Origin of the sequence: Treponema sp. UBA3813, assembly GCA_002368605.1 — a bacterium.
Classification (GTDB): Bacteria; Spirochaetota; Spirochaetia; order Treponematales; family Treponemataceae; genus Treponema_D.
In genome coordinates, this window is record DFEB01000008.1 from 50,519 (window position 1) to 65,569 (window position 15,051).

At 42.9% G+C, this 15,051-nt stretch carries 16 protein-coding genes; 8 read left to right on the top strand and 8 right to left on the bottom strand.

Annotated elements, in window-relative coordinates:
- Positions 1 to 509: 509 nt before the first annotated feature.
- Positions 510 to 1,829: a phosphopyruvate hydratase gene (gene eno, locus B2089_RS00885; protein ID WP_296685390.1), complete on the top strand. Its 1,320-nt coding sequence runs from the start codon at positions 510 to 512 to the stop codon at positions 1,827 to 1,829.
- A 64-nt stretch (positions 1,830 to 1,893) separates the two neighbouring features.
- Here the strand turns inward: eno and B2089_RS00890 are convergent, their stop codons facing one another.
- From B2089_RS00890 to B2089_RS00915, 6 genes are all read right to left on the bottom strand, one after another.
- A complete protein-coding gene (locus B2089_RS00890) occupies positions 1,894 to 3,237 on the bottom strand; it encodes an MATE family efflux transporter (RefSeq protein WP_296685391.1) in 1,344 nt (447 codons plus the stop codon).
- A gap of 3 nt (positions 3,238 to 3,240) precedes the next feature.
- Complete coding sequence (locus tag B2089_RS00895; protein WP_296685394.1) at positions 3,241 to 3,759, bottom strand: hypothetical protein; 519 nt, start codon at positions 3,757 to 3,759, stop codon at positions 3,241 to 3,243.
- 18 nt (positions 3,760 to 3,777) lie between these two features.
- The gene (locus B2089_RS00900) at positions 3,778 to 4,362 is read right to left on the bottom strand and encodes a hypothetical protein (RefSeq protein WP_296685400.1); all 585 of its coding nucleotides are present in this window, start codon (positions 4,360 to 4,362) and stop codon (positions 3,778 to 3,780) included.
- 9 nt (positions 4,363 to 4,371) lie between these two features.
- Positions 4,372 to 5,586 (bottom strand): LIC_12708 family protein, encoded by a 1,215-nt coding sequence (locus B2089_RS00905; RefSeq protein WP_296685403.1) that lies wholly within the window; start codon positions 5,584 to 5,586, stop codon positions 4,372 to 4,374.
- An 87-nt stretch (positions 5,587 to 5,673) separates the two neighbouring features.
- Positions 5,674 to 6,381: a PTS sugar transporter subunit IIA gene (locus tag B2089_RS00910; protein WP_296685406.1), complete on the bottom strand. Its 708-nt coding sequence runs from the start codon at positions 6,379 to 6,381 to the stop codon at positions 5,674 to 5,676.
- Positions 6,382 to 6,480: 99 nt separating this feature from the next.
- A complete protein-coding gene (locus B2089_RS00915; RefSeq protein ID WP_296685408.1) occupies positions 6,481 to 6,903 on the bottom strand; it encodes a cytidine deaminase in 423 nt (140 codons plus the stop codon).
- Positions 6,904 to 6,960: 57 nt separating this feature from the next.
- On the opposite strand from B2089_RS00915, the gene B2089_RS00920 reads away from it, so the two are divergent.
- Genes B2089_RS00920 through B2089_RS00930 form a run of 3 tightly spaced genes read left to right on the top strand, consistent with a single transcriptional unit; the run spans position 6,961 to position 10,809 of the window.
- Positions 6,961 to 8,049, top strand: coding sequence for a hypothetical protein (locus tag B2089_RS00920; protein WP_296685412.1), 1,089 nt, complete (start codon positions 6,961 to 6,963; stop codon positions 8,047 to 8,049).
- Between the two features lie 11 nt (positions 8,050 to 8,060).
- Entirely contained in the window at positions 8,061 to 8,924 is an 864-nt protein-coding gene (locus tag B2089_RS00925; RefSeq protein ID WP_296685417.1) for a M23 family metallopeptidase, read from the top strand.
- A gap of 46 nt (positions 8,925 to 8,970) precedes the next feature.
- Positions 8,971 to 10,809: a phosphoglucomutase gene (locus B2089_RS00930; RefSeq protein WP_296685420.1), complete on the top strand. Its 1,839-nt coding sequence runs from the start codon at positions 8,971 to 8,973 to the stop codon at positions 10,807 to 10,809.
- Positions 10,810 to 10,876: 67 nt separating this feature from the next.
- Here the strand turns inward: B2089_RS00930 and B2089_RS00935 are convergent, their stop codons facing one another.
- Positions 10,877 to 11,281: a hypothetical protein gene (locus tag B2089_RS00935; RefSeq protein WP_296685421.1), complete on the bottom strand. Its 405-nt coding sequence runs from the start codon at positions 11,279 to 11,281 to the stop codon at positions 10,877 to 10,879.
- A 214-nt stretch (positions 11,282 to 11,495) separates the two neighbouring features.
- On the opposite strand from B2089_RS00935, the gene B2089_RS00940 reads away from it, so the two are divergent.
- The 4 genes from B2089_RS00940 to B2089_RS00955 are packed head-to-tail and all read left to right on the top strand — an operon-like array spanning position 11,496 to position 14,420.
- A complete protein-coding gene (locus B2089_RS00940) occupies positions 11,496 to 11,993 on the top strand; it encodes a hypothetical protein (protein WP_296685424.1) in 498 nt (165 codons plus the stop codon).
- Between the two features lie 13 nt (positions 11,994 to 12,006).
- The gene (locus B2089_RS00945) at positions 12,007 to 12,285 is read left to right on the top strand and encodes a hypothetical protein (RefSeq protein ID WP_296685426.1); all 279 of its coding nucleotides are present in this window, start codon (positions 12,007 to 12,009) and stop codon (positions 12,283 to 12,285) included.
- Between the two features lie 18 nt (positions 12,286 to 12,303).
- Positions 12,304 to 13,365: a hypothetical protein gene (locus B2089_RS00950; RefSeq protein ID WP_296685429.1), complete on the top strand. Its 1,062-nt coding sequence runs from the start codon at positions 12,304 to 12,306 to the stop codon at positions 13,363 to 13,365.
- Positions 13,365 to 14,420: a FliG C-terminal domain-containing protein gene (locus B2089_RS00955; RefSeq protein ID WP_296685431.1), complete on the top strand. Its 1,056-nt coding sequence runs from the start codon at positions 13,365 to 13,367 to the stop codon at positions 14,418 to 14,420. The genes B2089_RS00950 and B2089_RS00955 overlap by 1 nt, the downstream gene beginning before the upstream one ends.
- Positions 14,421 to 14,458: 38 nt before the next feature.
- Here B2089_RS00955 and B2089_RS00960 read toward each other — a convergent pair.
- The coding region (locus B2089_RS00960) for a DUF4143 domain-containing protein (RefSeq protein ID WP_296685436.1) at positions 14,459 to 15,051 on the bottom strand (593 nt) is incomplete at its 5' end.

Here is a 15,051-nt window from a genome sequence, read left to right on the forward strand (position 1 = left end):
GCACACCAGCCGATACCGTGTGTGAAGCCAGATACATCTTCGATTTTTTTAACCTGAACCCACTCGCCCTCTTCAGGGATTGGGGCCGGACCATGATATGCGCCCTTAGCCAAAGGACACATGTGTTCCACTTCTGCAGTGTAAGTCATGAATTGCTCCTTACAAATAAGATGAGAAAATTGATTTTGAATGGAGAACGAATCAGAAGGGAAAAAAACTCATTAGCCACAATCAGTCATTTCCTAAAGAAAGCGTTTCCAGTCTTCTTTCTATAGAATAATGTCTTTTAAGAGATTTTTCAATGGTCTTTTAATGGAAGAAGAGCCTACACACTATTTCCTATCAATGTTGACAGCCTATAATTAAAAGTGTACACTAACTTTTGTTATATTCTTCTAACTTATAACTCATTAGCCACAATCAGTCATTCGGAAGGCGGCGCGGACTATTGGACTTATCCTCCTTGCACACAAGTCCGCGCCAGTCTTCTCTTTTCACATGGAGGCAATATGCTTAATTCAGTAAAAATCGAAAATGTAATCGGTCGTGAAATCATCGATTCTCGTGGAAATCCTACCGTCGAAGTGGATGTAATCCTTGAAAACGGCGTTCTTGGCCGGGCTGCAGTTCCAAGCGGCGCTTCAACAGGCGAAAACGAGGCACTTGAGCTTCGCGACGGCGACAAAAACCGCTACGGAGGAAAGGGCGTTCTCAAAGCCGTTGAAAACGTAAACAAAATCATCGCCCCTGCCCTCAAAGGCTGCAATGTTTTCGAGCAGCGTGCAATCGACCTTAAAATGCTGGCTCTTGACGGCACTCCCACAAAATCAAAATTGGGTGCAAACGCAATCCTCGGAGTTTCCCTTGCAACAGCACAGGCTGCGGCAAAGGCCCTTAACATTCCTCTCTACCGCTACATCGGCGGAGCAAACGCCCATGTTCTCCCGGTTCCCATGATGAACATCATCAACGGCGGCGCCCACTCAGACGCCCCAATCGCTTTCCAGGAATTCATGATTCGTCCTGTGGGAGCAAAATCAGAAAAAGAAGCAATCCGCATGGGAGCAGAAGTTTTCCACGCTTTGGCAAAACTCCTTAAAAAACGGGGACTTTCAACTGCTGTAGGCGACGAGGGCGGATTCGCTCCAAAATTTGACGGAATCAACGACGCGCTGGACTCAATCGTTCAGGCAATCAAAGACGCAGGCTACAAACCCGGCGAAGACGTAAAAATCGCCATGGACTGCGCCGCTTCTGAGTTCAGCGTAGAAAAAGACGGAAAATTCTTCTATAACTACAAAGAACTTTCAAACGGAACTCCGAAAGACCCCAACGGCAAGTGCCTTTCTGACGACGAACAGATTGCCTACCTTGAAGAGCTGATTACAAAATACCCGATTGACTCAATCGAAGACGGTCTTGACGAAAATGACTGGGAAGGCTGGAAAAAGCTCACCGCAAAAATCGGCGACCGCTGCCAGCTTGTAGGCGACGACCTTTTCGTAACAAACGTAAAATTCCTTGAAAAGGGAATCAAAGAGGGAGCAGGAAACGCAATCCTCATCAAGGTAAACCAGATTGGCTCCCTCACAGAGACTCTTGAAGCAATCGAAATGGCTCATCGCCACGGCTACACAACAGTAACTTCACACCGCTCAGGCGAAACCGAGGACACCACAATCGCCGACATCGCAGTGGCAACAAACTCAGGCCAGATTAAGACAGGAAGCATGAGCCGAACAGACCGCATGGCAAAATACAACCAGCTTATCCGAATCGAAGAGGAGCTTGGAGACACAGCCGTTTACGGTTACAAGAAACTGAGATAGTTTTTTATCAACAGATAAACGGAGATAGAAAATAAATCTGCGTTTATCTGTGTGCATCAGTGTCTTACTTTTCAATATTTTTCATAATCCATAGGAAACTTACGGTCAGAAAGATGAATGTGACTACCCAGCTTATGGGATAAGAATAAAAAATACTCTGGAAAGTGTGGAAGCGCGGAATCTGGAAGAATGTAAAAATATAGACCATACGAAGACCACAGGCTCCCACCAAAGTGACAATCATGGGCATAACAGAATGCCCTACCCCGCGGATTGCGCTTGCCATGCAGTCCATCATGCCGCATGTAAAATAAGTGAGCAAAATGACGCTCAAACGAAGCATTCCCGCCTCAAGAACATCTTCACTGGAAGAATAAAATCCCAAAAGACTTGGTCCGAAGAAAAGAGCCGTAAGACCAAGGACAAGCCCCACCACAATCACCACAAGTTCGGCAATTACGATCAAACGCTTGATTCTCTCGAATTTATGAGCGCCCATATTCTGCCCCGCAAAAGTGAGCGTTCCTTGAGCAAAACTGTTCATGGAAATGTAGATAAAGCCTTCAATACTCTGAGCCGCAGAATTTCCCGCCACCATAACAGCCCCGAAAGAATTGACGCTGGACTGGATAATCATGTTGGAAAAGCTGAAAAGCATTCCCTGGAAGCCAGCCGGAAGACCGATTTTTACGATTCTGGGAAGAATTTCCCGGTCAATGCGTAATTTCTTAAAATCAAGGCGGAATTCCTCATCCTCGTGGCAGAGAATATAAATCACGCAAATCGCAGAAAAAAACTGACTTAAAACCGTGGCAAAGGCAACGCCCGCAACATCCATCTTAAAGAAAATAACAAAAATCAAGTTCAGAATGACATTTATAAGACCCGCGATTAAAAGAATGTAGAGAGGCCGCTTAGTGTCGCCCTTAGCCCGCAAAAGAGCCGCCCCGAAATTGTAAACCACCGTGGCTGTAATTCCACCAAAAAAGACCTTGAGGTAAAGAGTCGAAAGGGGAAGAACATCTTCAGGAGAAGCCATGAGAACGAGAATCTGCCGTGAAAAAAGCACTCCCACAAGAGTGAGCACCAGGCCGCCAATCAAACTCAGAACCATGGTCGTGTGCACAGTGCGGTTCAGTTCTTTCTTTTTGCCAGCACCAAGAAAATTCGCCGCCACGACATTACAGCCAACGCCAAGACCGATAAAAAAATTAACCAGAAGATTTACCAGTGAAGATGTAGAACCGACCGCAGCCAGAGAATTATCACCTGCATAGCGCCCCACAACGATAATATCCGCCGCATTAAAGAGAAGTTGTAGGATAGAACTCAAAATGAGGGGAATGGCGAATTTTACCAGTTTCGGAAAAATCGCCCCCGTGGTCATGTCGATTTGATTTTTGGACATCGTTTACAAGAAAAGGACGAGCGGAAATATAAAATGAAGGACTGCCGCAATAATACAGAAAATGCCAAGATATTTGCGGCCGCCAGTGTAGATATTCTGAATCGTCTCCGGCAGGGAAAGCTCCACTTCGCTTCTTTCCTGATACCAGTCAAGCAAAAGAACGGCACCAGCAGCCAGTCCAGCGAGAGCAGGAATCAAATCACCGACAACAGCAACATCGTACTGAATTGGCGAGAGAAGCTTCATGAGACCTGTGAGGGCAGAAAGGATTCCGACAACGAGCTGCAAAGTTTTGTCGCCGAGGAAAGGAATCGCTAGATTTTTGAGATTTTCTTTTTTGGAAGATTTTTTTTCTGAAGAAGACGCTTCGGCATCAAAATTCAAATCATCTGTTTCGGGATTAAAATCATCGGAATCAGAAAGGACGAGAGAAGTTTCCTCACCATTACCCTTGCCAGCATAAATAAAAACAAGTCCCGCAACGATATTCAACAAAATTGACAAAAAATAAAACTGAAGCATATTCCCTCACTTGTGCGGCTAACGCTTTTCAACTTGAGATTCCAGACTCGCGTAGGAATCAAGCATATTACAGACCGCACTCACTTTTATTATATCATAATCACCAAATGTTGTCCGCAAGAAGAGCTCATTTCCATCGTATTTTCCAAGAACCTTTTTCTCCCCAAGAACCGAATTATCCTTATCATAGGCTGTAATAGTCGCCGTTACTGGAAGACCTTCCTCAAAGTCAGGCTTTTTTTTCCCGGAGGCTTCACTGAGCTTTACGCTGGCATAAATCGAATCTTCATAGGAAAATGCCGAAAGGTGGACATCAACTCCCGCAAGAGAGCCGGCACTTTTCTGGGGACCAAAAAAATTCACGAAATAAATGATTCCAAAGGCAAAGACAATCGTAACAAAAAGAAGCCGGTTCGCCCTTGTGTTCACGAGAGATTTTAAAAGCCCGCCCTTATAGGGATGAAACTTTCCGGAATAATAATCCTGAACGATTTCCGGAGCATGCCTGAGTCTTTCCTCGCGGCTGTAATGAAAAACCATCTGCTCATCGGGATGATTGAACTCATCTTCACTTTTAGTCTCTTCGATTTTAGAAAAATCCATGAAAGCTCCTTACTGATTAATGAAAGAAGCCAAGAGCGAATCAGTGCGCCACCAGACTGCCTCTGCATTCTCATTCTTTACAAAAAGAGCAGAGATAATGCCGTTTCCGCTCAGAGAAAGCGTGTAATACAAAATCTTAGAATGATCGACGGCAAGGGATCTTTTTACGATTCGCTGACCGTCAGGTTGAACCATCTGTACGACAAAGCCCTCGTCACTGGGTACAATAAAGAAGAACCAGCCGTTTTCGGTAACGCCCAAAAAGTCAAAGGGGAGATTGTAAATTTCTTTGGTGAGATTTTCCGTTACAGAATATTCGTAAGACGGAATTTCAAGAGGCTCGTCATAACGACCAGTATCCACATTGAGCGGGCACAAAAGCGTGGTGTAATAATCGATTCCAGACTGAACTTTAAGGGAAGAGTCGAGAGAAGTCATGTAATAGTCAACTTTTACATACAACTTATGCTCACGGGAATCAGGAACGATATTCTCAATAGAAATATAAGAAGGTGCCTCACTACTGTCTTCCCGCTGAACTTTGGGCACAGTGTTCTGTGTCACAGGAATCGTATAAAGCAAAAATCCCTTGGTGCTGAACCAATAGGCAGTTAATCCGTCATTTGTGGTACATACGACGACAAGCTCATTTTCCTGAGTCGTGTAAATATTCTTTACATAAGGAAATGGCGTTCCACCCGGTCCTTGCTGTCCGAGATAATCAATGAATTTTCCAGTAGCATCAAACCGGAGAACAACGGAAGAAAGCAAAAGACGGGCATTTTCATCCCTCTCCTGCCGCTCAATAGGGAGAGTATCCACCGCATAGAGATATTTACGGGCGTCTACGGCGACAGGACCAAGCGTGTTAAAAGGATAGGCAACAGCTTTTTTGGTAGAATTCAGAGAATCTTTTCCTGCAAAAGCGACATCTTTTAAGACCTCATCATTAAAATAGAGAGAAAGCAAATCGCCGTAGGAATTAAGCTCAAGAATTTTATGAGCCTCACCGTTTGCGATGTAGAAAAATCCGTCGCGCATGGTTATGAATGTCCTGATATTACCGGGTTTTGCAAGATTAAAAAGGTTCAGTTCGTCCTCAAAATTACCGTATGACAGATTAAAGAGCGCGTTCTCACTTACCGCATGAAGCTGATTTGATTTACCACAAGAAAATAAGAAAAAAGAAAAAGCTGCAAGAGCACAAAAGAAAATTTTTTTCATGGATGAGATTATAGCAAAAAAAAAAGGAGAAGTCATCGCTTAAAGAAGGATTTCTTCTCCTTTAGAAAGCACTTAATCCAAAAGAACTTATTCACTTGTAAGGATTTTGTAAGCTTCCATTGAATCCTTGCAAGAGAGCAAAGAATCACGAACTTCCTTATCCTTGAGTTTCGAGCTGAAGAAACTAAGAGTCTGTAAATAATATGAGTGCTGATTGTATGCCGCCGCAATCATAATCAAAAGACGAACAGGACTGTCATCAATTGTCTGGAAATCAAGAAGCTCATGCTTGCAGATACCGACACTCATAACCAAATCTGTTACGGAAGAAAGACGCACATGAGGAATAGCAATGCCGCGACCAATAGCCGTAGACATAAGCTCCTCGCGCTTCAAGATTTCATCAACAAGTTCTTTTTCATTTTTAATCTGAGGTGCGGTCGCAAGATTCTGAGCAAGCTCAACGATAGCATCATGTTTTGTAGAATGGTCGATGAACACAATTCTGTCAGGAGAAAGAATATTCTTTACAGCAACAACATGTTTTGACTCGGCGGGCTTTTGGGTTGAAGAAAGACGCTCGTTCACCCATTTTTCGATTTCTGATTTTTTAAAACGCCAGACCGTACCAATCTTTCCGGCAGGGATTTCGCCTTTCTGCGCCCAATCATAAACCGTTCTCTCTGAAACTCTAAGGTATTTCGCAACCTCTTCGATTGTAAGAATATCGTCTCCCACGATGACACCTCTTTTAGTTTTATGTTTTTTATTGAAATTATCTGATTTATTTTGCATACTTTGCGGTATTTTGTCAAGTCATGCAATAAAAAGGTGTAATCATGGGAAGAAGTCAGATTTTTTGAACAATTCCGACTTTACAAGGATTATTCCGAACTAATCGGCAAGCTCATGCAGGCTGTCAAAAGGATACAATTCTCCAAGAGTAGCCTTTTTTACATTCTCGATTTTTGAGCCGAAAATGACAGGAACACTCTCATCCCCGAATTCGGAAAGAACCTGCCTGCAGGCTCCGCAAGGACCAACAGGATAATCCGCCTTTGGAGCAGCAATTGCTACGGCACGAATGCGCTTAGCACCCTCTGCAACTGCGGTAAACACCGCCGTCCGTTCGGCACAATTAGTAAGGCCGTAGGAACGGTTCTCCACATTACAGCCTGTAAAAATACGCCCGTCACTGGTTAATATCGCGGCTCCTACCGGAAATTTAGAATATGGCGAATAAGAAGCCTTTGAAGCCTGGATGGCCCGCTCAAACAAATTAAGCAGATCTTTTTCGGATACTTGATTTTTTTCCATAGTGTGCCCCCTTTTCTGTCTTTCACAAGAATCTATTATCTACTATAATAGCACACTATGAACAAAAAGGTAAAAATTATTATGCCAATTTTCATTTTTTTGGCAATTCTATACATCATCATTGCGTTTCGTCCACTTTCATCAGAAATACAATTTCTTCCTGTCTGGACGATAGATTTAGAAAGCTACACAAAAGGCGAAGCCGAAGACCCAAAGACGGAGGACTTCAACAATGCCGTCTCATTCAAGCTTGGTCAAACTCTCGGTTATTTTACTCCAGAAGGCAAAATCCTCAACTACCTGACATTTCCTTACAAGGCAACAATCTCTCACGATTCCTATTCGCTTTACGGAACAGCTTCCACAGAAATGCAGATTACATCTCCCTCAGGGAATCAAATCGGCAAAATCAGCGTAACAGGATTTCCCTACTTCACTGAAGACAGAAAATTCATTTTTTTACCAGGAGGCTCCTCTTTCTCAAAACTTAACGAAGACGGATCGGTCGAATGGACTTACGAAGGCTTTTCTCCAATTACAGCTTTCTCATCATCTTCCACGGGAATTGTCGCAGGATTCGCAAACGGAAAGGTGCTTGGTTTTGACAACAAAGGCAACATCACCCATAACTATGAACCTGGCGGAAGCAATCACGAAGTAATTCTCGGAGCGGCGATTTCAGAAAGCTCAGAATATATTGCTACACTTTCAGGACAAGGCGGACAAAGATTCGTGATTTCAAAACGAACAGACGCAAGCCACGGCGCACACACACTAATCGCATTTTATAAATCTATGGACACAGAGCTTACCAGACAGGTTCTCATCAAATTCAGCAAAGACGAAAAAAAAGTCTTCTACAACAGTGCCAAAGGAATTGGAATCGTCGATTGCCGCAATTATAAAAATACAGAAATCCCAATCAAGGGAAGAATCCTCTCAATTTTGGAATCTGGCAGCGAAAACGAGATTTTCATATTGAGCAAGGAAGGTCGGACTTATACAGTCTCTACGATTGAGTCCTTCGATGCTTTCCAGGGAGCATTTTCTTTCGAGGCAGACAGTGCATGCATTGCAGTGCGCGATAATTCACTTTTCATAGGGCGGGATGGCAAACTTTCACGCATCGACATCATTCATCGATAAGGATTCAACACATGAAAAAAATTATTTTTGGATTTAGCGCACTTTTGACAATCTCAACATTATCTCTTTTTGCCTTCGACTGGCCACAGAATGAAATCCTCTCCGATTCATTTTACTCGTATTTTGCTCAAGTTCGAGGAGGCACAATCGGAACATCCCTCATATTTTCAGAAAGTGAAGAAGTAAAAGCTTCAGACGATGGTCAGGTTCTTGCCGTGATTTCAGAGCACGATGAGGACGAACTTTTTGAAAGCACACTGGGCAATGCCGTTATTCTTGAGCATAAAGATGATTTAATCACAGTATACGCAAACCTCGACTCAGAAAATCTTCCAAATCTTTTAGGATTAAGAAGAGTCTCAAAAGGAACAAGCTTCGGCACAACAGGCACATCAAGCTGGCAGGAAGGTGAAGGTTGCCTTGAATTTCAGGTTCTGGACACAAAAAACAAAACATACGTAAACCCGAGAATTCTTATGCCCAGAATCGGGAAAGAACTCGCCCTAACCATAAAAAATGTCGTCGCAGTAAACAAAAAAGGCACAATATACGATTTGGGAACGGTAAAAACAATGCCTTCTGGAGTTTACCAGCTCTATCGTGAAAAACAAGAAGTTGCAATGCCTTACAAGACGACAGTTTATGTCAACGGAGTTATTGCAGAATCCCTGAGCTATGACACACTGAGCGAAAAAAATGGCAAGATTACTGTCATCGGCAAAAAAAATTACGATGTAAATGCCATGTACCCAGACAAGGAACGGCAATTTCTTGGCGAGATAACGCTTCCAAAGGGCAAAACTCAAATAATGGTCATTGTGGCAGATATTCTTGGCAAAGAAAAGCAGATTATTTACACAGCTGATGTTCGATAAAAATTCCGTTGAATTATCATATTTTCCGTGTTAAAATATTTTGATTATGGAACACAAGATGATTACATCGGCTTCAGGTTGGCGAAAGGTTTTCGCGCTTTCTGGAGATGAAAACGACAGCAAGGCACAGATTAGCGAAGACGATGCAATTATCGCAGGAATTTCGGCGGAAATTTTCGCAGACTATTTGTGCGAAAAATCTTCTTCTCCCCTCATCATTCTTGGCCGCGATACCCGCCCCACGGGAAGCGCAATCGCCGAAGCCATGCTCAAAGTTCTTGCTGCAAAAAAAATCCATGTAAAATATCCGGGAATCATCGCCGCTCCTGAAATCATGGCTTACGGGAAAAAGGCCAGCGGCTTCATCTATATTTCTGCCAGCCACAATCCCATAGGCCACAACGGAATCAAATTCGGCCTTGATGACGGCGGAGTCTTAAACGGCAGTGAAAACGCCAAACTGGTCAAGGCCTTAAACGAAAAGCTTTCTTCTGATTCAGAAATCCAGCGAATCAAGGCGATTTTAGGCGAAAAAAAATCTTTCAAAAACGCAGGGAGCGCCCAGGAAGCCCGAAACGAAGTGAACGAAATCATCGCCCAGAGCCAGAAGGCAAAGGTCGAGTCAAAATCAGCCTATCTTGCTTTCTCAAAAGAAGTCATTTCTGCAAGCGGTGATGAAATCGAGCAGGAAAAGCTTTTTTCAAAAATCAAGGAAAGCCTTGCCTCAAATCCTCTGGGAATCGTGGCCGACATGAACGGCTCTGCCCGCACTCTTTCAATCGACACCCAGGTTTTTAAATCTTGCGGCATCTCTTATTACGGCCTCAACGATGAGCCGGGTAAAATCGTACACGCAATCATTCCTGAGCCTGAAAACTTAGTCTGGTGCGCTGGTGAGATGGAGCGGCTTCAAAAAGAAGGAAAATCCGAAGTCAAGCTGGGCTACATGCCTGACTGTGACGGCGACCGGGGAAACATAGTCTTCTGGAACGAAAAAACGGCTAAGGCGGAAGTGCTCAAGGCTCAGGAAGTCTTTGCCCTTTCTGTCCTCTCTGAGCTTTCTTACATGCGCTATCTTGAAAATCTTTCCGGGGGCAAAAAAGAAAATCTTGCTGTGGCGGCGAATTGTCCCACTTCCATGCGGATTGACGAAATCGGCTCTTCCTTCGGGGCAAAAATCTTCCGCGCTGAGGTGGGCGAAGCCAATGTGGTGAACCTTGCCCGTAAAAAGCGGAGCGAGGGCTACACAGTGCGGATCTTGGGCGAAGGAAGTAACGGCGGAAACATCACTCATCCTGCGGCAGTGCGCGACCCCCTAAACACTATTTTCGCCCTGGTCAAGCTTCTTGTTCTCAGGGATTCAAATGAAGGCGACAAAAATGTAAAGGGCCTTTTCCACATTTGGTGCGATGCGCAAAATCTTCCATATAAAAATGATTTTACCCTTGCCGATATAATCGAAACCCTTCCGACCTATACGACTACAGGCGTGGCTGAAGAAAGGGCAATCCTCAAAATTAAGACGAGCGATCATTCCCTTCTCAAAGGCAGATTCCAGAAAATCTTTGAAGAGGAGTGGCAGGCAAAAAAATCAGAGCTTTCCTCAAAATACGGAATCGAAAGCTATGAGGCAATCGGCACCAACGGCACGGAAGAAAGCCGGAATCTTACTGATTATTCAAAAAACGGAAAGGGCGGCCTTAAAATCCTCTTTTCCGACAAAAATAAAGCTCCCCTTGCGTACATTTGGATGCGGGGAAGCGGCACCGAGCCTGTATTCCGGGTTCTCTGCGATGTAAAAGGCAAAAACTCAGCTGAAGAGCACGAGTTGCTAGACTGGGAAAGAGCGATGATTCTGAAGGCAGATAAACTATCCACAGACTAACACAGATTATACAGAGAAATAAAAAATCTGTGAAAATCGGTGCCTATCTGTGGATTATAAGACTATCCTACTTTATAAAATAACTCGCCGTAGACACGCGAAACATCTTGTTCAGCGACACGGTGACATTCTTTGAGGACTTGTAGCCCAAGATTCCCTTGAACACAAATCCCCAGAACGCGCCGATTGCCCGCTTCTGAAAATCCGAAAGAAAGGCGTTTTCATCGCCCGTGATTTTTACCAAATCTTCCTTGTGCACTTCCAAAAAAGTCTTGACGGGCGGGATTTTGAACACATCATTGCAAAAAACAATGTGAGAAAGCAATTCTGTGTCGCTCGCCGCGTCCAGGCAGAGATTTTTGAGTTTTGCATACTCGGCATCAGTACAAAACGACGGAAAACTGGTGTACATTTTTAAGAAACCGTCGTCAAAAAGCGCGACGATTTCCTTTTGAGAAATTTGGGTCTGCATAGGTTTCCTTATCCAACCTTGACAGACAGCCCCATTCTGTGGTAAGATATCGTTAATTGGGATATAGGAAAACTCTCAATTAACAATATTTGGCACAAGAGGGAAATGTGCTGGTAACACATTTGTCTGTACTGTTTGAATTCGACAGTTAAATAATACAGGCTTTACCCCCTTGATGTCAATTATTGTGTTTTAGCATATTGGAGAATGAGATATGCGTAAATTCACCGCCATTTTCTTTTTTGTTTTCGTTTCTGTATTCGCTGTTTCTGCACAGAAAATACTATATCTGAAAGACGAAGATTCAGAGCCGTGGCCACGCATAGTCATACAGGATGCCGTGCAAGAAAACATAGATAAAGAACTTTCCAATATGAAAGAAGCATATAATCTTACTGATGACCAAATAGAGAAAAAAGAAGATTTTGCAGGGATTTCAAAAGAAAGACTTTCTGAACTACATAAATATACAATTTTCTGCTGGAGCAGTAGCAGACACAAACGAGGTTTTTTCCTTATAACGGTTGCGTTTGACAACATTCTCGGGGCAACAGAAAATATAAAAATGTACCAAAATCTAAGTGGGTACGCAGATAATGATATGACGCTTTACCATCTAATGGAATCTTTTCAAGAATGTCTTATTAAAGTTCGTGATTATGAATATGAAGAAGCCGTTAGAAAAGAATATACGGAAAAAATAAATAGATAAGGAGTGTACACAAATGGAATTAAAAGAAATTGTCGAGGAAATCATTGATGGAATACCGAACGGGTATATTTTTGACGCGCATACTGTTTCTAGAATGTGCATTGAAAAATATAGCGATGACTATCTGCGGAATCATGCGAACACGGGCACCAACACAAATCAATTTCACGGAAATATTTCTAATGTTATACGCGGACTTGAAAAAACAAAAGTTGAGCAGATTGGAAAAGGATATTCAATGAATATTCATAACAATCTCTCTGAATGTACTTTCTGGCGAAAAAAAAGTTGATTAATAAAGGAAGCGAGAATGTCCGGATACTATGTAGACGAGACGGATGGCTATATTTCGTCGTCAAAGCCGCTTAATGGCCATCCTTGTCGTTTTTTTTCAAGCCTCGGTGAAGCTCATGACTACAAGGACATGGTAGAAAAGCGCATCAAAGCCGACAAAGAAATGAAAGAGCGGTTAGAAAAAAGCGACAAAGAAATGAAAGAGCGGCTGGAAAAAAGCGACAAAGAAATGAAAGAGCAGTTGGAAAAAATGAAAAATAGTTCCAACGGTGGCTCAACAACGGTCATAAATATATCTCCCGAACTGGTAAGCGCTTTTTTCTTATGGCCGTTTCACCTTATCGGAATGCTGTTCAAATTCCTTGGTAAAATCTTTTTTGTTTTTCCCGTTACATGGAAATGGATGTTTTCAAAAAAATCATCGCTTTCAAAAAGAATATGTGGCGTAGGTTTTTACGTTTTGCTTCTTTGTGGTGTGCTTTTTGGAGGACAGAAATTTTACAACGCGAAAATAAAAATTGACGGCTATATTACGACAAAAATTGCTCTTCTGGAATATGCGGCAAAAGAGCAAGAGCCTTCAGGAAAAGAAATCGGTAAAATCCGTACCGATGATGTGCTGAAAATGCAGCGTGTTTCCAAGACAAAGAATGTCACATGGCTTCAAGTCTACAAACTCAAGGAAAATCAGCCTGTCCTTACTTGGGTGATTATTCCCGATGTGGTGCAGGTGAACAAAGAAAATAAGTATGTGATTTTCAACGAGAAAAGCAAGACATGGAGCAACTACTACAGTTTTATTGATTCTCAGAACAAGAAGATTTTGGCTGAATGTCAGCATAATTTTAAAGAAAACACAAAAACTATCGAAGTCAAGCACAGTACGGACAATGTTTTGAAAGAATCGCTTAAATCCACTGGCTTTATTTTCCCGAAATCGGGCTATTTGGAATTATATAAAGCGGGCGAGAAAGATTTTTATTATATTCCGAAAACTGACAAATCTGAATTTTTAAAGAATGTAAAGATTGCAGAAAAAGAATATGCCAGCAAAAAAAGAGCGTATTTTCCAAAGTAATGAACAAAGGTGACAGAATCATGCATAATCAGAAAACTTTCCCGTTAGACAACTTTATCCCAAAAATACAGGAAGAACTCAACGAGTCAAGAACGCGCTTGCTTTCTGCCGCAAAATGGCTTGAAGCGTTTGATTTGGCACGGCGAATTACCGATGACGAAACTTCCGCAGTTTCAAATCCGATAGAAGAACGCGCAAAGATGCTTGCAGAAGACGGCGGATTGGGCTTGTACGATGCCGATTCTTTTTCTGATAATGAGCCGATTGTCACGAGCGAAGATGTAAAAAAGGCTTATGATGAAGTCAAAAATTCCGTAATGACTACCTTCGAGAAATTGTTTGAAGAAGCAATCCGAAGCACCGTCTTCTTGCAAAAGCAGATGTTTAAAATTATGGAAGAAAAAGGCAAGGAGCTTGTCGGAAATTCTCCAGACCATGAAGGCGAAACTGAGAATCCTATCAAAAAATTCATGCGCTCCGATTTGTTTTTTGAAGAAGCCGTAGCGGATATTGACGATGATTTTGATTGGAAGAAAGAGCCTGAACAATTCTACAGAAATTTTGCGATAAACAGCATAAAAGAACATTTCGCGGAGAAAATGCCCGAAATGGTGCGGAATTTTTTCAATTATTGCATAAAACGCTCCGTTCCGCGTGAGGTTTTTGTTCATTTTGGAAGCGAGGACATTTCAAAAATCAAAAACGCCGCAAAAAAAGAGAATCTGCCTATTGCGCTCCAAGCGGCACTTTCATCGCTCCTTACATTTGACGATATGGTCAGATTGAGCGACCGTGCCGTTCAAAAAATACTCCGCGCAGTAGACGCACACGATTTTGCGCTTGCCTTAAAATGTGCAAACGATACAACAAAAGAAAAAATATGCAGAAATCTCTCAGAACGAGCGGTAAAAATGCTGAACGACGATATGGAATGTATGGGTGCAATGCCGAAAAAAGACTGCATTGCCGCACAGGACAAAATCCTTGGTGTCATCAATGACCTGCTCGCACTCGGAGAAATAACGCTGAATGACGCTGGTGAAGAAATGGTCTGATGATGCGAGGGAGAATTAAGTACACATTTCCCCCCTGTTCACATCTCCAGCACCCATTTCCACAGCGGCACGACGTTTATTGTGCACCCGTCTACCACAAGGTCGTCCTCTTCCTCATACGTGATGACGGTGAGATGCTTTGCTTCTTCCACGGACTGTGCGGCGCATATGAGCGAGTCGGTTTCGCGCGTGTCGGTGATGTTTTTGAGCGACCACGCCACCTGATAGGCAGTTCCTGTCTGGGGAACGAAAAAATCCACGTCAAACTGCTTTGAACGTAAGAAATAGACTTCATCAAAGCGATTGTGCAGGGTGAGCGCGACAAGATTTTCAAGAAGCCGAGTTTCTTTGTCGAGCAAAAAGAGGTTCAGAAGCCCGTTGTCGGTAAAATAGTATTTGGGTGTGGTTTCTTTTTCGACGAACTTTGAAAAATAATTCCGCACGGGAAAAATCAGGTACGAATCTTTTGCGTAGCCGATGTAGTCAATGACCGCATCCTTGCTGATTCCCACGCCGACCGTTTTCAGAATGTTGTGCAGTTTGGAATAGGAAACTTCGTCCTTTACGGTCTCTGCGATTTTTTTGATGAGCAGTTTGAGAGCCTGCGAATTTCGGATATTGTTCCTGCTCG